This window comes from Calothrix sp. PCC 6303 (assembly GCF_000317435.1).
GTDB lineage: Bacteria > Cyanobacteriota > Cyanobacteriia > Cyanobacteriales > Nostocaceae > PCC-6303.
Genome location: NC_019751.1, coordinates 1,026,953 through 1,047,366, shown reverse-complemented (window position 1 = coordinate 1,047,366; position 20,414 = coordinate 1,026,953). Strand labels below are relative to the sequence as shown.

General features: G+C 40.8%; 17 protein-coding genes and 1 tRNA gene. 8 read left to right on the top strand and 10 right to left on the bottom strand.

All coding sequences use genetic code 11. The features are described 5' to 3' along the window. Positions 1 to 247: 247 nt before the first annotated feature. Positions 248 to 784, top strand: a complete 537-nt coding sequence (locus tag CAL6303_RS04320; protein WP_015196610.1) for a Uma2 family endonuclease — start codon at positions 248 to 250, stop codon at positions 782 to 784. A 187-nt stretch (positions 785 to 971) separates the two neighbouring features. On the opposite strand, the gene CAL6303_RS04315 is transcribed toward CAL6303_RS04320, so the two are convergent. Genes CAL6303_RS04315 through alaS form a run of 3 tightly spaced genes read right to left on the bottom strand, consistent with a single transcriptional unit; the run spans position 972 to position 4,483 of the window. Further along, positions 972 to 1,394 carry a type II toxin-antitoxin system VapC family toxin gene (locus tag CAL6303_RS04315; RefSeq protein WP_015196609.1) on the bottom strand — a complete coding sequence of 141 codons (423 nt, stop codon included), beginning with the start codon at positions 1,392 to 1,394 and terminating at the stop codon, positions 972 to 974. Next, on the bottom strand, positions 1,394 to 1,792 hold the full coding sequence (locus CAL6303_RS28345; RefSeq protein ID WP_015196608.1) for a hypothetical protein: 399 nt from the start codon (positions 1,790 to 1,792) through the stop codon (positions 1,394 to 1,396). Before CAL6303_RS28345 ends, CAL6303_RS04315 begins: the two co-directional genes overlap by 1 nt. Before the next feature lie 45 nt (positions 1,793 to 1,837). Next, on the bottom strand, positions 1,838 to 4,483 hold the full coding sequence (gene alaS / locus CAL6303_RS04305; RefSeq protein ID WP_015196607.1) for an alanine--tRNA ligase: 2,646 nt from the start codon (positions 4,481 to 4,483) through the stop codon (positions 1,838 to 1,840). A 1,050-nt stretch (positions 4,484 to 5,533) separates the two neighbouring features. Here alaS and CAL6303_RS04300 point away from each other — a divergent pair. Continuing rightward, entirely contained in the window at positions 5,534 to 6,559 is a 1,026-nt protein-coding gene (locus CAL6303_RS04300; RefSeq protein WP_015196606.1) for a diguanylate cyclase, read from the top strand. A gap of 271 nt (positions 6,560 to 6,830) precedes the next feature. Here CAL6303_RS04300 and CAL6303_RS04295 read toward each other — a convergent pair whose 3' ends face one another. The 3 genes from CAL6303_RS04295 to CAL6303_RS04285 all read right to left on the bottom strand — a co-directional run bounded on the left by CAL6303_RS04295 (position 6,831) and on the right by CAL6303_RS04285 (position 10,635). Then, a complete protein-coding gene (locus tag CAL6303_RS04295) occupies positions 6,831 to 7,523 on the bottom strand; it encodes a hypothetical protein (protein WP_015196605.1) in 693 nt (230 codons plus the stop codon). A gap of 113 nt (positions 7,524 to 7,636) precedes the next feature. Beyond that, on the bottom strand, positions 7,637 to 8,980 hold the full coding sequence (locus tag CAL6303_RS04290) for a TldD/PmbA family protein (protein WP_015196604.1): 1,344 nt from the start codon (positions 8,978 to 8,980) through the stop codon (positions 7,637 to 7,639). Positions 8,981 to 9,162: 182 nt separating this feature from the next. Beyond that, a complete protein-coding gene (locus CAL6303_RS04285) occupies positions 9,163 to 10,635 on the bottom strand; it encodes a TldD/PmbA family protein (RefSeq protein WP_015196603.1) in 1,473 nt (490 codons plus the stop codon). 321 nt (positions 10,636 to 10,956) lie between these two features. Here CAL6303_RS04285 and CAL6303_RS04280 point away from each other — a divergent pair, with 321 nt between their 5' ends. Then, positions 10,957 to 11,160, top strand: coding sequence for a hypothetical protein (locus tag CAL6303_RS04280; RefSeq protein ID WP_015196602.1), 204 nt, complete (start codon positions 10,957 to 10,959; stop codon positions 11,158 to 11,160). Positions 11,161 to 11,223: 63 nt separating this feature from the next. Here CAL6303_RS04280 and CAL6303_RS04275 read toward each other — a convergent pair whose 3' ends face one another. Both CAL6303_RS04275 and CAL6303_RS04270 read right to left on the bottom strand, forming a co-directional pair. After that, positions 11,224 to 12,015 carry a TrmH family RNA methyltransferase gene (locus CAL6303_RS04275; protein WP_015196601.1) on the bottom strand — a complete coding sequence of 264 codons (792 nt, stop codon included), beginning with the start codon at positions 12,013 to 12,015 and terminating at the stop codon, positions 11,224 to 11,226. Between the two features lie 77 nt (positions 12,016 to 12,092). Beyond that, positions 12,093 to 12,174, bottom strand: a tRNA-Leu gene (locus CAL6303_RS04270). A gap of 214 nt (positions 12,175 to 12,388) precedes the next feature. On the opposite strand from CAL6303_RS04270, the gene CAL6303_RS04265 reads away from it, so the two are divergent. Both CAL6303_RS04265 and CAL6303_RS04260 read left to right on the top strand, forming a co-directional pair. After that, positions 12,389 to 13,486, top strand: a complete 1,098-nt coding sequence (locus tag CAL6303_RS04265) for an AI-2E family transporter (RefSeq protein ID WP_015196600.1) — start codon at positions 12,389 to 12,391, stop codon at positions 13,484 to 13,486. Between the two features lie 131 nt (positions 13,487 to 13,617). After that, positions 13,618 to 14,883: an AAA family ATPase gene (locus CAL6303_RS04260; protein ID WP_015196599.1), complete on the top strand. Its 1,266-nt coding sequence runs from the start codon at positions 13,618 to 13,620 to the stop codon at positions 14,881 to 14,883. A gap of 140 nt (positions 14,884 to 15,023) precedes the next feature. Here the strand turns inward: CAL6303_RS04260 and trpS are convergent, their stop codons facing one another. Both trpS and CAL6303_RS04250 read right to left on the bottom strand, forming a co-directional pair. Then, on the bottom strand, positions 15,024 to 16,031 hold the full coding sequence (gene trpS, locus CAL6303_RS04255; protein WP_015196598.1) for a tryptophan--tRNA ligase: 1,008 nt from the start codon (positions 16,029 to 16,031) through the stop codon (positions 15,024 to 15,026). 84 nt (positions 16,032 to 16,115) lie between these two features. Then, positions 16,116 to 17,450, bottom strand: coding sequence for a Rieske 2Fe-2S domain-containing protein (locus CAL6303_RS04250; protein ID WP_015196597.1), 1,335 nt, complete (start codon positions 17,448 to 17,450; stop codon positions 16,116 to 16,118). A gap of 189 nt (positions 17,451 to 17,639) precedes the next feature. On the opposite strand from CAL6303_RS04250, the gene CAL6303_RS04245 reads away from it, so the two are divergent. The 3 genes from CAL6303_RS04245 (at position 17,640) to petE (ending at position 20,107) form a co-directional block, all read left to right on the top strand. Further along, the gene (locus tag CAL6303_RS04245; protein ID WP_015196596.1) at positions 17,640 to 18,272 is read left to right on the top strand and encodes a hypothetical protein; all 633 of its coding nucleotides are present in this window, start codon (positions 17,640 to 17,642) and stop codon (positions 18,270 to 18,272) included. 665 nt (positions 18,273 to 18,937) lie between these two features. Continuing rightward, a complete protein-coding gene (gene psbV, locus CAL6303_RS04240; RefSeq protein ID WP_015196595.1) occupies positions 18,938 to 19,429 on the top strand; it encodes a photosystem II cytochrome c-550 in 492 nt (163 codons plus the stop codon). A gap of 258 nt (positions 19,430 to 19,687) precedes the next feature. Then, a complete protein-coding gene (gene petE, locus CAL6303_RS04235) occupies positions 19,688 to 20,107 on the top strand; it encodes a plastocyanin (protein ID WP_015196594.1) in 420 nt (139 codons plus the stop codon). Positions 20,108 to 20,414: the final 307 nt, after the last annotated feature.

Here is a 20,414-nt window from a genome sequence, read left to right as displayed (position 1 = left end):
AGCAGGATGTGGGTGAGTGACATATATCCTCCATCGCCAAAATTGAGATAAGTAATATTTGGATGGAACAGATATACTCTGTAGCGACTGTTTCAGAAGTCAAGCGATGCCCTTAGCAATCATCTTCGTTGCGCTTTGCGGTTCCCACAGGGTTGGTATCGCAAGATATAAACTAAATATTTTCCTCATTCAACCCAGCTTTTAAATCAGCTATTAAATAAGTGGTAAAATTTTAGTAAAGCTCATCATGAAGTCAGTTACAATAACACCTTTATCCGAGTTTCTCTCTCAATCCAATATTGAGGCTTCCCCCGCGTGGGAGTTAATTAATGGGGAAGTACGACAAAAACCAATGCCAACGCTTTTTCACTCTCGGCTACAAAGCAATTTGGTAAATTATGTAAATCGTCATACTGAGCAGTTTGAAGCCGTGCAGGAACTGCGCTGTATTGTACCTCCCTACTCCCCCGTACCTGATATTTCCGTCGTTGCAAGTGCTCGCATTGGAGATGAAGATGGTCCACTACAAGGAGCGCCAAATTGGTTAATTGAAATTCGTTCTCCTGATCAAAGCACTCTAGACTTACAAAATAAAATTCTTCACTGTCTGAGCAACGGAACGCAACTAGCATGGCTAATAGACATAACTCGCCAGCAAATTTGGGTATGGCTTGGAGATGAGCTACCCCTTGTTTTGTCCGCAGAAGACATTTTACCAACTTTGGGCGAATTACCGGAAATTACGGTTAAGGCGGTGATGGCTATGACTCGTCGGTCAAGTTAAACATAAATTTTGTCCAAAATTCAAAGCAAAGAAGCAAGCTACCAAATTTTGTAGATAGTCTTTAGCAACTGATTTAGCGCCACTTTTAGACTTGGAGTACTCTTACTTCTACTTTTGCACCAGCATTTGCTGACTAGAATTACCCAAACTAATAAATCATGTTTTTGCAAAAGTGAGATGCTTCCATCTATTGTGGATAAAACACACGCTCGAAGGGTTGATTTCGATAGCGACGATAAATATTAAAATCCTTATCCAAAGTAGCGATCGCTGGAATATTTAAACGTTCAGAAATGGCAACTAGTGCTAAATCGGCAAAGTCTGCGGGTAAGTCAAAATACTGAGTATTTAACTCAGCAATCCGAATAAAATCATTAGATTCAAGGAATTCACACTCATAAATCTGTTCTGACAAATGTTGCAAAAACTGATTCTGTACTTGATGATTTGATGCTAATAACCACATCACTTCAGTCACACATCCTAAAGTCGTAATTAATCGTCCTTGATAACTACCTAAAAACTGAATCACTTGATTATGGTATCGATCCGATCCATCATAAATTGCAACTAGCACACCAGTATCTACCAAAACTTGGAGTTCGCTCATTAGTCTTGTCGATACTTCTTCTGCAAATAGCTTGAAATTTCTTCACGACGGCGATCGCGGTCAGACAAATCGCCTATATTTAGTAAATACTTGGGAACACCACCCATACGTTCTAAAACTGTTTTCTGATTGGAATCAGCTAATTCAGGTTTTAGTTGTTTTTGCTCTAAGGATTCCAATAGCTTTAAAAGTTCCTGTACAATACTATCTGGCGATCGCTCAATGGCTTGAATCAGCTTTTCTTTCGGTGTCATTTGAGAATTCCGATGATGATTTTTTGTCTTACCACCACATAATTTTAACAAAATTCCAAAAAATTCTTGTAAAAATAGCTCGTAAAGACGGTAATGGAAAATTATTCTATAAAAATAGGGATGCGATCGCTTGTTTGATCCCATCCCTATTTTAAAGTATTTCACACTATTCGGAGGCGCTGAGATAGTTTATCCTAAGCTAGTTTTCAGTTCACTTTTTGCCTGTTCTAAAGCGGTTGGTAATTTGGTGGCATCACGTCCCCCAGCTTGGGCTAAATTTGGTCTGCCACCACCACCACCACCACAAATTTTGGCGATGTTGCCGATGAATTTGCCTGCTTGTAAGCCTTTTTTGTTGACTTCGCTGCCAAAGGCTGCTACTAAACTAACTTTACCTGCTTCTACTACTGAGGCAAGAACTACAGCCCCATTTATACCCAGTTTACTTTGGAGACGTTCCCCGGCAGTTTGCAAGGATGCGGCATCAACGTCGTCAATTTGGGCAACTAATAGCTGAAAATTACCGATGGTTTCCACATTTACTAGGAGACTATCAGATTTAGCGATCGCTAGTTGTCCTTTGAGTGCTTCTAACTGTTTTTGACTTGTACGCAATTCATTCTGTAAATTGGTAATGCGATCGCTGATTTCCTCTGGTTTAACTTTAAAGCGATCGCTTAAATCTTTAACAACGGTTTCCCGCACATTTAAATAATCTAAGACTGCGGCACCGGAAACCGCTTCGATTCTGCGGACACCGGAGGATATTCCCACTTCGGAAATAATTTTAAATACACCAATCTCCGCAGTATTCCCAACGTGTGTTCCTCCACACAATTCCATGGAAACCCCTGGAAAGTCTATAACGCGGACTTCATCACCATATTTTTCGCCAAACATGGCTGTAGCACCTCTTGCTTTTGCCTCGGCGATGGGCATAACATCGATTTGGGCAATGTAAGCTTCGGCAATCCAAGCATTTACCTGTTCTTCAACCTGTTGTACTTCTGCTGGAGTTAGGGAACGGGGACAGTTGAAATCGAACCGCAATCTGTCAAAGTTAACTAAGGAACCCGCTTGGGAAATATCTCCATCCACAATTTTCCGCAAAGCTGCTTGGAGAAGGTGCGTAGCGCTGTGGTTTGCTGCTGCGCGACGACGACAAGCCCGATCTATTTGTGCCGTAACTCCATCCCCAAGCCGAATTGTTCCCCGTTCCACTTTGCCAAAATGTACGAAAAAGTCAGATTCTTTTTTCACATCTGTGATGCGAATTACCAAATCATCCCCCGATAAATAACCCTTATCGCCAACTTGTCCCCCCGACTCTGCATAGAATGGGGTTTCATTGAGAACAATTTGCACCTGGGTTCCGGCTTCCGCTGCTTCCTCTGGAACTCCCCCCACCAAAAGCACTTCAATTTTGGCTGTGGAGGCAGTTTTGCTGTAACCGACAAATTCAGTAGAATGGATGTTTTCAGCTAGCTTGTCGAGGGTTCCTTGCACCGTTAAATCGATGGTTTCGTGGGCATCCCTACCCATTTGTTTTTGTTTCTCCATTTCTTGTTGGAAACCAACATCATCTACAGTTAGATGATGTTCTTCAGCAATTTCTTGGGTAAGTTCAAAGGGGAAACCGTAGGTATCAAATAACTTAAAGGCATTTTCCCCACTAATTTGGGTTTCTCCCTTCGCCGCCACATCTGTGATAATTTTTTCGAGGAGTTTCTCACCACGTTCTAAGGTTTTGAGGAAATTCGCTTCTTCCCGTTGCATTTCCCCTGTTATGGTGTCGATGCGATCGCGTACATTAGGATAGGCTGATTCTGAAAGGGAAATTGCTGTTTGGGCAACTTGGGTGGTAAATTCCCCACTAATCCCAATTAATCTACCATGACGCACCACACGCCGAATCAATCGCCGCAAAATATACCCGCGTCCCACATTAGAAGCGCGGATGCCATCAGCTATCATGTGGACTACAGCGCGGACGTGATCACCAATTACCTTTAAAGAAACTTTAGTTTTTTCATCACTATTACCGTAATCAATTCCGGCAATAGTTGCGGCAGTTTGAATAATTGGCAAAATTAAATCAGTTTCATAATTATTGGGAACCTTTTGGAGGATTTGCGCCATCCTCTCTAAACCCATCCCCGTATCTATATTTTTGTTTGCTAAGGGCGTGAGGTTTCCTTCGGCATCCCGGTTATATTGCATGAATACCAAGTTATAAAACTCGATAAACCTGGTGTCATCTTCCAAATCAATATGATCTTCTCCCAATTCTGGGTGAAAATCATAGTATATTTCTGAACAGGGTCCACAGGGTCCAGTTGCCCCAGATGCCCAAAAGTTATCATCGGCACCCATCCGTTTGATGCGCTTTTCGGAAACCCCAATTTGATCACGCCAAATTGCGAAAGCTTCGTCATCCTCCTCAAACACACTCACCACAAGATTTTGGGGAGAAAAACCAAACGTCTGTGTAGATATTTCCCAGCCCCACGCGATCGCTTGTTCTTTAAAATAGTCACCAAAGCTAAAATTACCCAACATCTCAAAAAATGTATGGTGTCTTTTGGTGCGTCCCACATTTTCAATATCATTGGTGCGGATACACTTCTGGGAAGTGGTAGCACGTTTATACTCACTGCTGCGTTGCCCTAAAAATATCGGTTTAAATGGCAGCATCCCCGCAATTGTCAGTAACACAGTCGGATCTTCGGGAACTAAGGAAGCGCTAGGGAGAATTTGGTGCTGTCTTTCAGCAAAAAAATCAAGGAACTTTTGGCGAATTTCGTTACCGCTAATTATCTGGGAATTGGAAGACATGGGAATTTAGGGGAATGAGATACTAACTACAGCAGAATAACCCTCTAGTGACACAGGTTACAAAATTCGAGAAAACCTAGAGGGTAGAGGTTTACCGAAAAACAGGGTTTAACAAAGTCTGGGGAGTAGCAGGGGGACAACACTTACATACTACGATGGTGGAAAATTTTTTTCATCTTCACTTCCCCTTGCGGTCAGCAGCACGATAATATCCAACCACAATTCTATTTACTTCTATTTTTCTTCAGATTGTAGCTAGTGGGTTGGAAATGAAATATTTTTCTTTTCTATTCCATATATAACATTTACTGTTTTTGGCAATAGATTTTGTATATTTTATATACGTACTTTTACGTAGGTACAATACATTATATTACAGAGAACATGAAGTTTAATTACTAATAATTGAACAAAAGTAAACAAGTTTTATCAAAGTTAAAGCATAAAAATAGGGGATCAAAGGATTTTTGGTGATGTTGAAAGCTCCTAAGTAAATACCGAATTACCAGTCCAACATTACTGATTTTTCAATAATTACGGGTTTTTTGCAGTATAAAGAGGATAAATATTTTACCAAGAACCGATTTTCAGTTAAATCACTTAGGGTACAGGCTAATTACTTAAGTATATGTAGCATTTCAGCCATAGCATAGGCGATCCCCAAGTGACATTGGGCGATATATGGAAAACACAGTAGTACGTTTATACCTACTAAGAATATTCAGTATTTCTACTGTTTTAAAAAAAATAGGTAAAAGCCGAAAGTAAGTAGCAGAAGAAAACAATGCTTAAGTAGATCTAAAGGAGGTAGTTGGAATTGAGAAATGTTCTCTGAGGCGATTGATTATGGGGGTGAAACCCCTGAAGAAAAAATATAAAAGTATTCAGTAATAACTGAGAACATCAGTAGATTTTACTAGTGCTTTGCCATCTGATGTTTGGGCATTCATCATTTATAGGAGTATCGAGCGTAGTCCTATAAGTCAGTCAACACTAACTTGACAAACCACCTGAAGTTAACCCTTTGAAGTCGAAATAGGGTACATATAAATGAATATATCCATTCTGATCTATGGAAGCGATCGCTTTTTTGCCACATTGCCGGATCAGATCCGTAATGCTAATGCTTTAAATGATATCGAAATAGTTGACAACCTGAATCAAGCTATTTCTCGAATTCAAATTACACCACCTGATTTGATCATCATCCAGGCTAGTCTAGAGGGGAGTCTAGATTTGTGCTTTTCCATTAGGGAACAAGCAAAATTATCTTCGATTTACTCGATCTTAATTGAAGATCGTCCCCAAATGCTTGCTGATAGAAGTCAGCAAAACCGGAATTGGGATTTGGAGATGACAACTGCGGCTCTAGGACAGGGAGCAGATGCCTACATTTGGTGGTTTTCACCAGAAGATGAACATCAAACACAACTCACCACCGTACATAATTTACTGCTAACTCAACTGGCAGTCGGTTTACGGAAAGCGCAGAAATATCGTGATCTGATGCGTACCAATGATTTGTTGTCAGCGATCGCATTATCTGATTCACTCACAGAATTAAAGAATCGTCGTGCTTTGGAGTGGGAATTGCCTCAACAAATCCACAAAGCTAGAACTCAAGGTTTACCCATGAGTTTATTAATTTTGGATGTGGATTTTTTCAAAAAGGTAAACGACACCTACGGACATTTAGTGGGCGATCGCTTGCTACACTTACTATGTACCCGCTTACGGCATAATTTACGTTTTCAAGACACACCATTCCGTTATGGTGGCGAGGAATTTGTGATTATTCTCGGCGATACTAGCCTTGAGGAAGCAATGTTAGTTGCTCGTCGTCTAAATAATCTAATTAGCGAACAACCTTTTACTATTAATAATGAACTAAGCATTAAAGTCACAATTAGTTTGGGAGTAGCTTGTTTGGAAAGCGACGATGATGCCAAAGGTACAAGTTTGCTATATCGTGCAGATAAGTACCTATTACAAGCAAAAGCATCAGGACGCGATCGCGTTGTTGGATGCGATGGGCATTTTACCCAAACTTCCCATTTACGTGTAGTTTCTTCCTAGTAATTAGGAGTCCAAAGTCCAGGTTCAAAAGTAGAGAGTTGAGAATCAACCAAAGTAGTTTAAATTTTAATTCCTAGCTCATCACTTTTACACCGTAGCTGCTACACTCCTAATTTACTATTAAACCTCATCTGTCATGATTAAAGTGGAGTTTCGTCATTGCGAGGCAAGGTAGAGGTTGAGTCGCAAAGCGACACGCTGCGCGAACGGCTTCACTCCTGTGGAGAAGCAAGCTACGCAGACTAGCATCAGATCGTAGGGCTAGCTACGCCTACTCACAATCTTGCCTTAAAACTACATCTATAATTTCTATACATTCTTGTACAGGTACACGCTGACGCATCGCTTCAACTAAAGCTTGATAAGCTTGCCAATTTTCCTCCAATAGGGTTTTTGCTTGGAGAGCGCAGAACCGTTGTTTGTGGTCAAATGTGGCTTCTGAAAACCCTAAACCTTTTAAAACACCTGCAAGCTTATTCCGATCGTCCGCTCCACCTTCAGAATTATTATAAACTATTGTTTCGGCTGCGATTCCTGCCATCCAAACTGTGCAGTATCGGTCTAACATTTGTGCCGTGATTTGTCCTTTTTGCAGTTGGGAAGTGAGTTCCGCATCATCAAAACTTACCCCACCTTGTCCCGGTTGTTTCTGTTTAATTGCTTCCCAAGCCGTCAAAGTATAACCAGAAATGGGAATTTCTAACTGATGAGCAACTAAAAAATGTCCCGCTTCATGATGAATAATCCGCTCACGGTGTGCAGGGGAAAACCCAGCAATCCAATCTAGAAATACATTACTACCCTGACCCTGGAAAGTAAAACTATCCAATGTTGCCAAACCCAAAATCGCAAAAGTCGCCAAAGCTGGGAATGCAGTAGAGAAATGTAACAGCGGTGCCAGTAGCACCGACATGGTCATAATGAAAATAGCGATCGCACTTAGGTTTAAAGCTGTTTGACTCATGGGGAAGTGGGGGAGTGAGGGATTGGGAGAGCCGGGGAGTGCGGGGAGTGAGAAAGAAAGAGTATTTATTCCCCATGTCTCCTTGCCCCCTGCTCCCTGCCGCTTGTCCTATTTTACGATTCTCCGGTGATAGAAAGTCCTTCTACCCAAATTCTGGGACAAATTCCTCCGGGGGTTAATTCGGGTTCCTTCTCGACAAAAACAATTGATTTCATCACTTCTAAGAAGTCACCCGCAACAGTTGCCGACTCAATGCTGGTTTTGACACCTTTATTCACCACCCAACCATCAAAAGGTAGGGAGAATGAACCTTGAAGGGATTTAACTCCGGCATGGAGTGCTTGGAGGTTATCTATGAAAATCACGTTTTCGGCGGTTTCTAAGCTAAATTCCTTTTCAGCATCTGCACCACGGTAAACATGATAAAAGTTAGGACTAACGCTAACTTTTGCGCCAATGTTGGCGTTGCCTGTGGGGTTAGCATTCATGCGTTTTGCGGTTCCTGAACTATGGAGGAAGCTAGTTAAAACACCATTTTCGATTAAAGAAACCTTGCGAGTTGGCGTACCTTCCCCATCGAAGGTTTCTGCCCCTAAGTTAGCTGGGTGTAAAGCATCGTCACATAGGCATAGTAGGGGAGATGCGATCGCTTTGCCGATATCATCGGGTGTAGATAAGCTTTGTTTGTCGAGGATGCTTTGGGCGTTGAATAAGTTGGAGAATGCACCTAGTAAATCCAGGAAGGCATCGGGGGAGAATACAACTGTGTATTTTCCGGTGGGGATTTTCTCGTAGTTGAGATGGCTAATGGTTTTGTCGGCTGTTTCTTTGATGCAACCTTGAACGTCTAGTTCTTCCAGTTTATGACTAATTCTAAATGCACCTGCACTGCGAGGTTTTTTACCTTCTTGTTCAGTTTTACTATACAAATATACTGATGACATGCAGTGAGATTCGGTTCGCATTGCTCCATCGCTGTTGAGGTAGAACCTATCTACGTCCCTTTGAGCTAGGTTATTGTAGGGCACTCCGGTGATGGCTGGGTGGGCGGCTAGGAGTTCTTTCTCGGCGGTGACTAGGCTTTCAATGAGGGTAGAAACTTGGGCTGGAGTGGCTTTTTTGTTGGGTTTGACGGCGATGGGGGTTGTGGCTTCGGGGCTGAAGTCGGGAACGTTATCTTTTACACCGAAGAAGCTGGCTTCGTAGGCTGTTTTCAGGGCGAGTTCTAAGCCTTTGGGATCTACGTCGGTGGTGCTGGTGACTCCCATGGTGTTTTCGTCGTTCCAAACTCTAACTATGACTCCGGATAGGTTGGAGGCTTTGACTTGTTTGGGTTCGCCTTGATCTACTTGGACGCTGGTGGAATCTACGGTGGAGCCGTATATGTCGAATTTTTTGATACCAAGTTTGCTGGCGTTGGTTTTGGCTGCGGTGGTGATTTCGGTGATGTTTGGCATAGGGAATAAAAGATAAATAAAGGAGTTTTAACGCAAAGGAGCGCGGAGGGAAGCGCAGAGTTACGCAGAGAGGAAGAAGAGAAGAGAGGGAGGGAGTGAGAGAGTGAGTGAGGGAGGGAGTGAGTGAGAGTATTTATTCCCCCTGCTCCCTGCCTCCCCTGCTTCCCCTACCTCCCCTGCCCCTATCTCCCGCCGACGGTGATGGAATCAACCTTGATATGGGGTTGTCCGACGGTGGTGTATATGCTACCGCTGACGGAGCCGCAGAAGCCCGGTGCGAGTTCGAGATCTTGGGAACACATGGAGATTTTGTTCATGATTTCTTTGGCTTCACCGATGAGGATGGCTCCTTTTAAGGGTTTGGTGATTTTGCCGTTTTCGATGAGGTAGGCTTCATCCACGCTGAAGTTAAATTGTCCTGTGGCTCCAACGCTGCCTCCTCCCATTTTTTTACAGTAGATGCCTTTATCAACTGAGGCAAATATTTGTTCGGTGGTGTAGTCGCCTGTGGCGATGTAGGTGTTACGCATTCTACTGGCGGCGGCGAAGTTGAATCCTTGGCGACGACCGCTACCTGTGCGGGGATGCCCGGTACGAACTGAGCCTGTACGGTCTGAGAGAAAGTTTTTTAATATACCTTTTTCAATAAGTAATGTCCGTTGGGCGGGCATTCCTTCGTCATCCATATCTATGGTGCCAAAGGCGTTGTCGGTGCGTCCTTCATCCCATGCGGTGAGGCTTTCATGGGCGATTTTTTCACCTTTTTTGTCGGCGAAGGGGGTGGTTTTACGTTCGATTTGGGTGGTTTCCAAGAGGTGTCCGCAAGCTTCGTGGAAAATTACGCCACCAAAGTGATTCGCCATAATCACGGGATAGGTTCCTGATTCTACATAATCTGCATACAGCATTTTTCCCGCTGACTCGCTGAGTTTTTCTGCTGCTTGGTTGTAATCCCAGGTGCGAAGGAAGTTTGGGTCACTTGTATTGCCAGCGCGATCGCCTATTGAGCTACGATTAGATCCGTCGGCACAAAGTAGGTTAAAACCCACTGATTGGGTGAGGCGAATATCACGGGCAAATGTACCGTCGCTGGCTGCAACTAAAACTTCTTGCCAGTCGCGGAAGTAGGAAGCACGTCGAGATTGGATATGTTTGGCGGTTTTTTCTAAGGTTGCAGTTCCTTCGAGGAGGATTTCTCCCATGTCACGGATGCTACTACAAAGGGGCAACCAGGCATCTTTACCCCGTTTGCTTGCGTAGTCCCGTAGTAGTTCTAAGTTAATTTCGGGGATGAAAGCGTTGGGTGCAGGTAGCTGCAATCCCATGATGGAGAGGGCTTTTTCTAAGGCTGCTTTTAACCCGGTGAAGGTAATATCGTTGGTGCTAACGTAGCAGTCAGCTTTACCACGAAATACTCGCACACCCGCACCTGTGGAAAGACGGGGGGTAATGCTGGTAATTGCGTCTTCTTCGGCAAGGCTACTGATGTAATTAACACGTTCTAAGAAAAATTCGATAAAATCGGCACCAGCGGCGCGTCCTAGTCCTAGAAGCGTTGCTAGGGGCGCTTCCCATGTCTCATCAAACCGTTCGGAGGTGGATGAGTATTGGAGGGTGGGAAGTTCTGAAGAAAGGAGTAAGCTGTTTGTTAACATGAGTAGCCTCGTTTGCTGACGCGATAAACCTAGGGTTTGGGTTTTACACTGGATATGTCCTGGTGATTAGTCTAACAAATTCAGTAAAATCCGCAGGGTTGGAGAAGGTGCGGGCAACCTCACCATATTCACGCCATATTCATGTCCCATGAATCGGTATATTTGCAATAAACATTCAAACCAATTTGGCAAATTCTTAGATCAAAACATTCCCACACTGCATCACCAAACTTTAAAAATTGACTTTGCCATCAAGCTATTCACAATGTAAATTTAAGACAGCAGTTAGCACTTAAACTTGAATAAATTTATATTAAAACTATGGAGCCAAACCAACACCACATCCCTGATGAGCAAGAATTCCTCAAATCCCTCAACGAACTAGAAGAAATTCTCCAAGAAGCTGAAGAAACCGCAACCGCACTCCCAGAAGAAAAAAAAATCGACTTAGCGACATGGGAAGATGCAGTTGCCGACATCGAGCAATTTCTAGAAAATCAGGAAAAAAACAAAAAAACAAGCTAAAACCCTCTGCGTTTCTCTGCGCTTACCTCCGCGCTTCTCTGCGTTAAAATCTTCCTCTTCCTCTCAACCCCGACACTGCCGCTTTGCCTCATACAACATCAAAGCACATGCGATCGCTACATTCAAAGATTCCACATTTCCACCCACAGGAATCGTCACTTCCAAATCAGCCATAGCTGCTAAATCAGCAGGTAAACCAGCACCTTCATTTCCCAACAGAATCAAAGTTGGTTGACACCAATCCACATCCCAGTAAGTCATCTTCGCAGTGGGCAAAGTCCCCACAATTTGCATCCCCGCATTTTTCGCTAGCTGCACCGTCTCTAGCAAATCTTCACTCACAGCCATTGGTAACTTAAACCATTGTCCAGCCGAAGCCCTTAACACTTTTGGGTTATCCAAATCAACACTATCACGGCTGACATACAACCCGGAAACTCCAGCTGCGGTAGCTGTCCGAATCATGGTTCCCAGATTGCCAGGATCTTGAATTGTTGCTAAGGCTAATAATAAACCTGCAAAAGGAATCGTTTTGTTGAGGTTGTTTCGTTGTGCGATCGCAATCACCCCATCAGGTTGAACTGTCGTTGCCATCCCCTTAATTACATCATCGCTCACCAATTCCACTCGATAATCATCATCGGGAGAATAACTACAAACCTGTTCCCAAAGTTGGGGATGAGATTCCTGCCATTGTTCTGTACAACAAACGACACTTAAAGGGTAAGCAGTGGTTAGCGCTTCTTCCAATAGATGCGTCCCTTCTAACAAAAACAGTTCCTGTTTGTGGCGCTCTTTCGCAGAATGTAACTTCCGAACCTGTTTAACCAACGAATTTTGTAAACTTGTAATCATCAAAAAGCCAGGAGAAATAAGTGAAAAACCAATCAAAGAACAGTTTAACCTTTTACCCCTAGCTTATAAAATAACTATGCGGAACCCGGGACTCGAACCCGGAAGCCTTGCGGCACATGAACCTGAATCATGCGCGTCTACCAATTCCGCCAGTCCCGCTAGCAATTATTTATATTTAATTAGACTTGTTTATTCAACGATCTCAAATTATTACCGAAATAAATAGCTTTGTCAATAAATAATTGAGTTTTGTTGAATTCCGCCCTAACAGCCTGACTTCAGCAGAGAATATTCTGGAGATTGGGAATTCCAGTCCTTGATGATTCAATGTTTTTGATTCAAAAGTTCCTAACCTTTATACCCTGACGATTCCATGCAAACTCAAAGCCAATTTCCTCGATGGTTAAGTATTAGTCTTGCTTTTCCCCTGATTATTCTCAATGGTTGGGTACTTTTACAAGTGGTTCAATACTTTCAACCATTAATTAACATCTTTGTTGCAGCCATTCTCCTAGCATTTGTGCTAGATTATCCGATTCATTTTTTTCAAAGCCAAGGCATTAAGCGTAACTTTGCCATTAGTGGAGTATTACTCCTAACTATTATTATTATCGCCGTGTTAGGAATTAGCTTAGTACCATTAATTATTGAGCAAATTAATGAACTAGCAACTTATTTACCAGCTTGGATTGATTCAGGAACAGAGCAACTCCAAGCATTACAAACTTGGGCAGCAAATCAAAAGTTACCGTCTGAATTAAGTAATTTACCTACACAACTTTTAGATCGTGTTTCTAGTCAACTGCAATCAGTCACAGGAAAAGTTTTGAGTTTTGCAGTGGATACAATTGGCACCTTAGTAAATGTTGTCCTCACCGTAGTTTTAACTATTTACTTAGTTTTAAGTGGCGAAAAACTTTGGGATGGAATTTTTCTGTGGTTTCCGCCACATATTAGTGTCCAAGTGAGAGAATTATTGCGGGAAGATTTTCATAATTATTTTATTGGACAAGCAATCGTCGGGGGAATCCTTTCAATTACCTTAATTCTGGCTTTTTTAGCCTTGAAAGTTCCTTTAGCCTTACTATTTGGCTTAACCATTGGTTTATTTTCACTATTCCCTTTTGGTACAGGTATCGGCATAGTGATAGTGGCATCTTTAGTAGGGTTACAGAATATTTGGCTAGGTTTGGAAGTTTTAGCGATCGCATTTTCCATCGACCAGGTAAATTCTAACCTAGTTGCACCACGTTTAATTGGTGGTTTAACAGGTTTAAATTCCGTCTGGGTAGTTGTTTCCCTTCTTTTGGGGGCAAAATTAGGTGGATTACTTGGTTTAATTGTTGCCATACCCCTAGCAAGTTTCATCAAAAGTACAGCAGATAGCTGGAGAATTGGTAGATTTCAGTTAGAATCGACGGAAAATAACATCAAGCTTGAGGAAAACCCAGATGTCCTAATACAACATTAATAGGACAATAAAAATAGTGAACAGTAGCAAGCTAATAGGCAATACCAGTCATAAATACACTGCAAGGTTTAAACCAATCTTATATCTGTTCACTGATAACTGATAACTGATTAATATTAGTGAAGTGGGTTATGCTCAAACGACTCTTCCTCAAGAACTGGAAAAGTTTTCGTTATGCCGAAATGCCGCTATACCCACTCACGGTTTTAGTAGGTACAAATGCTAGCGGAAAATCAAATCTAGTTGAAGCATTTGAATTCCTCCGACGCACGGTTGATGGGTATAAAGTAGAAACAGCATTAGCAGGAGACAAAATCATTCCCCCAATCCGTGGAGGAATTAATTGGGCAGCACTTAAACCTGAATCTGAGTTTACAATTAAAGCATTGGTAGAGGGTGAAGGAAAACAAGTTGACTATCTATATAGCAACACAGTTGAAACTAAACCTGATGCTTTAATTTTGGAAGAGAAAATTACCTGTAGAGAGTATCAAAGAGATCTAAAAACTATCATTTTTGAACGGGATTTTATCAATAGTTACATTGATTTCCACGACGAAAGAGAAAATATTCTGAAAATTTCTACCCATTACAAAAATGCCCGCTGGACACTTCCTAATAACGATAAATCAATTCTTACCTACTTTCAAAATACCTATATTCTCGATAATGTCAATGAAGTTAACTTAGTGGTTGATCACCTCAAAAAAATCTACGTATTTAATCCTGTTCCTGCGAAGATGCGAGATTACTCCAAACTTTCCAAAACCTTAGAAAGTGATGCTGCTAATATTGCTGGAGTCATCGCTGATTTATCTGCCAGAAAACAAGATGAAGTCGAAGAAATATTAACAGATTATGCCCGTGGTTTACCATCTGGAAATATCATCAAAGTTTGGGCAGAAAGAGTTGGCAGACATAGTGGTGATGCTATGTTATATTGCGAGGAAGAGTGGGTAAACGGTGAAATTCAAGAAGTCGATGCTCGGAGTATGTCAGATGGTACCCTACGATTTATTGCCATCATGGTAGCACTTCTAACAATTCCAGAACGGAGCCAATTAATCATCGAAGATGTTGATAATGGTTTGCATCCTTCCCGCACCGAACTATTAGCTAGAATGCTACGAGAAATTGGACAAAAACGCCAAATTGATCTTTTGGTTACTACTCATAATTCTGCACTTTTAGATGCATTTGGAGATGAAATAGTCCCATATGTAATTGTCGCCCATCGAGACGCATCCACAGGAGAAAGTAGATTAACAAAATTAAAAGATATAGAAGATTTACCCAAATTGATGGTGTCAGGTGCTCTCGGACAATTAGCCACAGAAGGAACAATTGAAAAGAGTTTATATCAAGAAAAAAGAGATATAAAAAGAGCAAATTATTAGAACTCACAAAAAACAGATATCAAGCTGTTTCTTATTTTGAGTTCCCCCTAACCCATTCAAAGACTTTTTCAGATCGAAGATTTTGAACCCATATAGCTGTGGTTTGATGGAGTATGTAAAACCCATACTCCATCTACAAATTACATTGGTAAAGAATAACCCATAGCAACTTTCACATCTTCTAAAGTTTGATTGGCAATTTCAGCGGCTTTTTGCCTCCCTTCCCTTAAAATCTCATCCAAATAACCTTTTTCTGCTATGACTTCGGCATACTTTTCCTGAATTGGTTGCAAAGAATTAATGGCAGTTTCCGTCAACAGCTTTTTAAAATCACCCCAACGCATATCTCCACATTCTGCGGTTACTTCGTCCTTTGTTTTCCCTGAAAGCAACATGTAGATTGTGAGCAAATTATGACATTCTGGACGTTCTGAATCATCAAATGTTAACCCAGCGATGGGGTCTGTTTTACATTTTTTGATTTTTTTGGTAATTTCGTCAGCAGAATCTAAAATATTGATGCGACTAAGTTCGGAAGGGTCAGATTTCGACATTTTCCTAGTCCCATCTGTTAAACTCATCACCCTTGCCCCATCTTTACGAATCATCGGTTCAGGTGACTTGATCACTTTTTTACCCTTACCAAATTGATGATTGAACCTATCGACAATATCCCTTGTCAATTCCAGGTGTTGTTTTTGATCTTCTCCAACAGGAACCTTATCTGCTTGATAGAGTAAAATATCAGCAGCCATAAGTACGGGATAATCCAGCAAACCCATACCGACACTTTCCCCTTGTTTAATTCTTTTCTCCTTAAATTGGATCATGTCTTCCAACCAGTTAAGAGGAGTGATACAGTTAAGCAACCAAGCTAGCTCACTGTGTGCCGAAACGTGAGACTGCACAAAGATGGTAGAATATTGGAGATCGATTCCACAGGCTAAATACAAAGCAGCGATCGCATAAGTGTCTTGAGCCAATGTTGCAGGATTGTGGGGAACTGTAATTGCATGTAAATCCACCACACAATAATAGTTATCATATTGACTTTGGATTTCTACCCAGTTGCGAATTGCCCCAAAATAGTTACCCAAGTGCAAGTTACCAGTCGGTTGAACTCCAGATAAAATACGTTGCCTACCCATAGATTTGAGTTTAAATTATTAATGCATTAATCAAACAGGTTTTATTGTGCCATTTTCTTTTGTTGAGAAACTGGGTTTTCTGAGTTATTTTTCTGAATGCACATAATCCACAAAATAAAATTTCGGTTCTAACCAAAATTTCAACCCAACATATCCTCCCAAACACAGTAAAGCCAGTAAAATTAATGGTAAACCCACAGGCAAGCGTATCGCATCTGGAAGCAATCCAACCACTGCAACACTGATAGTAAAATATCCCAACAAAAACTTTTGGATATTCTGAATATTTTTCAACGCACCACGACAACTACTACAGTGTTGCGTATGTTGGGTATAGCGATCTAAAGTCTCTTGACGACTTTGAGTAGTTTGGGGAATTTCACCATTCAACCCAACTTTCTCCCAAGGTAACTTTCCACCACAATACCGATCAAACCAATTGCGATATTCTATCACCAAACGATCGGCACCTGTTGGTAGTTTGTAGGCAGTTTTCCAGCTTTCAGTTCTTTGATGCTGCTGCAATAATTGTTCTTGTTGACGTAACAAAATCATATCCCCATCAATCACCAAGTTGCGATTATTAATATGATCCCACCATCTTGGTGTCAGTTTGTGTGCACGTTTGGCAAAATTGCGCGGAAATTGAGCAACTAGTCTTGATTTTCCGGGAGATATGGGAATACAGTAAGTCACAAGTCCCATTTGCTTATCTTCACCACCGAATTGAATTGCATATTCCAAACGACAAGGTGGTTCAAAAGTAATTTTAGTAGGAACAGAAAAGTTGCCAACCGTTTCCACTTCAATTATATCCGCTTGCGAATCTTTAACCTGCATTAATATTGGTTTAGCTTTGTCACGGTTTCCTTGTACTCCATGATGGGCAAAAGGTACATGACTGGGATCGGCAACATTTTCCACTAATGTTTGCCAATCATACTCTAAATCACGGACAAACGAAGACCAAACAAATCCTTTACTTGCATCTACTAGTGGTGATAAAGGTAACTTTGTAGTTGCAGCAATATCCACCGAGTTTAGATCTAACCATACCCAAAGTAAATCCTGTTCTTCACGCACTGGAAAGGAAGTCACACAAAAATTATCTTGATTTTTAGCTATAATTTCCGCTTTTTCTGCTTGGGGAATATGGGTACAACTTCCCTGGGAATCAAATTGCCAACCATGATAACTACACATCAAGTTACCAGTTTGATCATCAATTCTGCCTTCACTCAGAGGTGCCAAACGATGAGGACATTCATCTAAAAATACTTGGAAAGTCTCTGATGATAGGGGTTTCCAAATCACTAGATTAATCCCCAATACTTTCACAGGTATGGGTCTATCTTTCTCTAAGTCTTCTACTGGTGATAACGGATACCATTGTTGAAAAAAGTTGAAATTAGGATTCATTTTCACAAATATTCACTAAATTTCAACTAATTTTACATTTGGATCAGTAAGTATTGCAAAAAATATTGATATTTTGTAACTTCAAATCTAAACTGTTTAAATATGTACAAAATACAGTAAATTATCCCAAGTTAATGTAATATATTTCCAATCAAATTTTAGTAATATTTAACTCTTTGCGAGTCAACAATGAAAAAACTAATTACGACAGCTATTCTGAGTACCACTTTAATAGTGGGTATAGTTGGGTGTGGTTCCCCAAAAACTACTAACACTACTAGTAATGGTAACACCAATACTAAGCTCATTACCAATAACAACTCAAAACAAAGCAAAGTGATTGTTGCTGCTGGGACAACTTTTAATACAGATCTTCAACAAGAAATTTCCACAGCTAAAAACCGGAATAATGATACTTTTGTATTGAAAATCAAAAATGGGAACCCGATTCTTAAAGGTGGAAAAATTGAAGGACATGTAGAAGGTGTTACTAAAGCTGCAAAAGGCAAAAAAGCTAAATTGAATTTGGTCTTTGATAGCATTATTTTGAAAAATGGTGATAAGTTGCCAATTGATGCAAGTCTAGTTAATACCCAGATTGAAACCAAAACTAAAGGAAAGTTTCTCCAAAATGCTGGAATTATCTTAGGTGGTGCAACAGCTGGTCATTTTGCCGGAAATAAAACTAATTTCAAACATGGCGCATTAGCAGGTGGTGCTGCTGCTACCGCTTATGTTTTATCGAGTCCAGGTGGAGAAGTTGTGATGAAAAAAGGGACTGATGTGAAGCTGAAATTGAAAACTCCCCTAAATGATGTGTAGATAAGAGAACTCCATAAAAAAGATGATCCAATATTGTGGGATAGGCAGCGTTCGATGGTTCCTGAGCCTGTCGGAACGAAGTGTACCGGAGGTAAGGACTGAGCGCTCACGCCGAAGTCTTGCCTATTCTTGTATTAGTAGCAGACAATATGCCTACAATAAATTTTGGGATGTTTTTTTATTTCGCAGTCTCTAATACTTCAAAGTCCAGAATCGAGAAATTTAAAACCCACTATCTAATCTAATGCATGGTGGGTTTGAAAAAAGTTAAAAAATTTGAATGTTGGCAGCTTTAACTAAACAACTGTGAAAAAATAACTAACAAATTATTAAGTTATATTGCAACCGCTTGTTTTTTCTCATTTTTAAGTTTTGTAACAAAGTCCACGATCCTTTCACTGCTTACGGTGGTTTGGATAACCAATTGCACCCCTAACATGATATTTGTATTACAGTAGTTTAATCTGTGTCTGTTAGTTAATCAGTATTGTGGAATTATTTTAGTTACTGCAATACACCCAAAGAACACTCGTGACCAATTTGTTTTGTTGTATCTGAACATTTAAAGTCACTGGGTAGACCAGGAACTAGCAGCCTATAGCTTTATGCGGATTAAGCATTGCCGTTAAATGCTGTGTTGAGAGTTAAGATCTTTAAGGGGAAAAATGTTAAAAAGATTGATTGGAATCTGCGTAGCGACTGTGCTGCTAGCTTTTCAACTTTTTATTAGTAGTGCGAATGCAGTAGAACTCGATGCAGCTACTCGCACTGTAAAATTGAATGCAAGTGGCGACACTACCGTGCTTAATCTCAAGCAAGTTAAGGAAGGTAAGCGTTTATTTCAGTTTGCCTGCGCTCAATGTCATGCTGGTGGTGTCACTAAAACCAACCAAAACGTTGGATTAGAACCAGAAGCTTTGGCATTAGCTACACCTCCTCGCAATAATATTGACAGTTTAGTTGATTACATGAAAAATCCCACCACTTATGATGGGGAAGAGGAGATTTCTGAGTTCCACCCCAGTACAAAAAGTGCGGATATTTTCACCGAAATGCGTAACCTCACTGATGAGGATCTAAAAGCGATCGCTGGTCATATTCTAATGCAACCTAAGATTGTAGGAACCAAGTGGGGCGGTGGTAAAATTTACTACTAACTTTTGAAACTGCCGTTAAAATTTTTTACTGAAAGCGAGGTAAACTCCTGGTGGTATTGAGTCAAGTTTTTTTGCTTGCTAATGCTTCTAGATGTTTGACTCGCTTTTAATTTTGTGGTATTGAAGCTAAGTTTTCTACCCACCCATTTACAAGGAACTAGGAATTTAAAAAAATATCTACGACAAGTTGTCATACTTTGACAAAAATGTATTTAAAATAGATATAGAAAAATAAAATTCTGGGTTTAGGAGAAAATCATGAAAGTCATGGCGGCAAATCTACGACGTATTGGTTTAGCTGTGTTGACAATGGTTTTGGTATTTAGCAGCTTTGTAGTTTTTGCCCCGGCTGCTTCTGCTGAAAGCCACACCATTAAGCTAGGTAGTGATAAAGGAATGTTGGCATTTGAACCTTCAAAAGTCATCATCAAAGCAGGTGACACAATTAAGTGGGTAAATAATAAGGTTCCTCCCCACAACGTTGTATTTGATGATACCAAGAATGCAGCCAAAAGTGCAGATTTTGCTAAAGCTTTATCACACAAACAGTTGATGATGAATCCAGGACAAGTTACTGAAACTACTTTTCCTGCTGATGCGCCTGCTGGTGAGTATACTTTTTACTGTGAGCCACACCGTGGAGCCGGAATGGTTGGTAAAATAGTTATTGAAGGCTAATAGCCATTTTGGGCTTTGGAGCAAGCCTGATAACTAGAGAATACGGTAAGTAATGTGTTTTTCTCTACCCATTTAAGTATGGGGTAGTTAAGATACGTAGGCTTACCGTAATTTTTGCTTTTTGCAGCCATATTGAAGGTTATCTATAGTGTTGCAATAATTTTGGAAATCAGTATTACAATTTCGTGCCTTAACTAGTTCATCGTATATATGGAATTGTTATAACCAATACCTTCGCCAAAGTAAGAGGATGAAGAGGAAGAGGTAGGGCGTTTCGTAGTAGAGTTATTGTCTCTCACAACGACAA

Bases quoted from the DNA above. Each gene is read 5' to 3' on its own strand.
- CAL6303_RS04280 (WP_015196602.1), top strand. From the start codon at position 10,957: ATGGAGCCAAACCAACACCACATCCCTGATGAGCAAGAATTCCTCAAA.
- alaS (WP_015196607.1), bottom strand. From the start codon at position 4,483: ATGTCTTCCAATTCCCAGATAATTAGCGGTAACGAAATTCGCCAAAAG.
- CAL6303_RS04265 (WP_015196600.1), top strand. From the start codon at position 12,389: ATGCAAACTCAAAGCCAATTTCCTCGATGGTTAAGTATTAGTCTTGCT.
- trpS (WP_015196598.1), bottom strand. From the start codon at position 16,031: ATGGGTAGGCAACGTATTTTATCTGGAGTTCAACCGACTGGTAACTTG.
- CAL6303_RS04290 (WP_015196604.1), bottom strand. From the start codon at position 8,980: ATGCCAAACATCACCGAAATCACCACCGCAGCCAAAACCAACGCCAGC.
- petE (WP_015196594.1), top strand. From the start codon at position 19,688: ATGAAAGTCATGGCGGCAAATCTACGACGTATTGGTTTAGCTGTGTTG.
- CAL6303_RS04295 (WP_015196605.1), bottom strand. From the start codon at position 7,523: ATGAGTCAAACAGCTTTAAACCTAAGTGCGATCGCTATTTTCATTATG.
- CAL6303_RS28345 (WP_015196608.1), bottom strand. From the start codon at position 1,792: ATGGGATCAAACAAGCGATCGCATCCCTATTTTTATAGAATAATTTTC.
- CAL6303_RS04245 (WP_015196596.1), top strand. From the start codon at position 17,640: ATGAAAAAACTAATTACGACAGCTATTCTGAGTACCACTTTAATAGTG.
- CAL6303_RS04315 (WP_015196609.1), bottom strand. From the start codon at position 1,394: ATGAGCGAACTCCAAGTTTTGGTAGATACTGGTGTGCTAGTTGCAATT.
- CAL6303_RS04320 (WP_015196610.1), top strand. From the start codon at position 248: ATGAAGTCAGTTACAATAACACCTTTATCCGAGTTTCTCTCTCAATCC.
- CAL6303_RS04260 (WP_015196599.1), top strand. From the start codon at position 13,618: ATGCTCAAACGACTCTTCCTCAAGAACTGGAAAAGTTTTCGTTATGCC.
- CAL6303_RS04250 (WP_015196597.1), bottom strand. From the start codon at position 17,450: ATGAATCCTAATTTCAACTTTTTTCAACAATGGTATCCGTTATCACCA.
- CAL6303_RS04300 (WP_015196606.1), top strand. From the start codon at position 5,534: ATGAATATATCCATTCTGATCTATGGAAGCGATCGCTTTTTTGCCACA.
- CAL6303_RS04285 (WP_015196603.1), bottom strand. From the start codon at position 10,635: ATGTTAACAAACAGCTTACTCCTTTCTTCAGAACTTCCCACCCTCCAA.
- CAL6303_RS04275 (WP_015196601.1), bottom strand. From the start codon at position 12,015: ATGATTACAAGTTTACAAAATTCGTTGGTTAAACAGGTTCGGAAGTTA.
- psbV (WP_015196595.1), top strand. From the start codon at position 18,938: ATGTTAAAAAGATTGATTGGAATCTGCGTAGCGACTGTGCTGCTAGCT.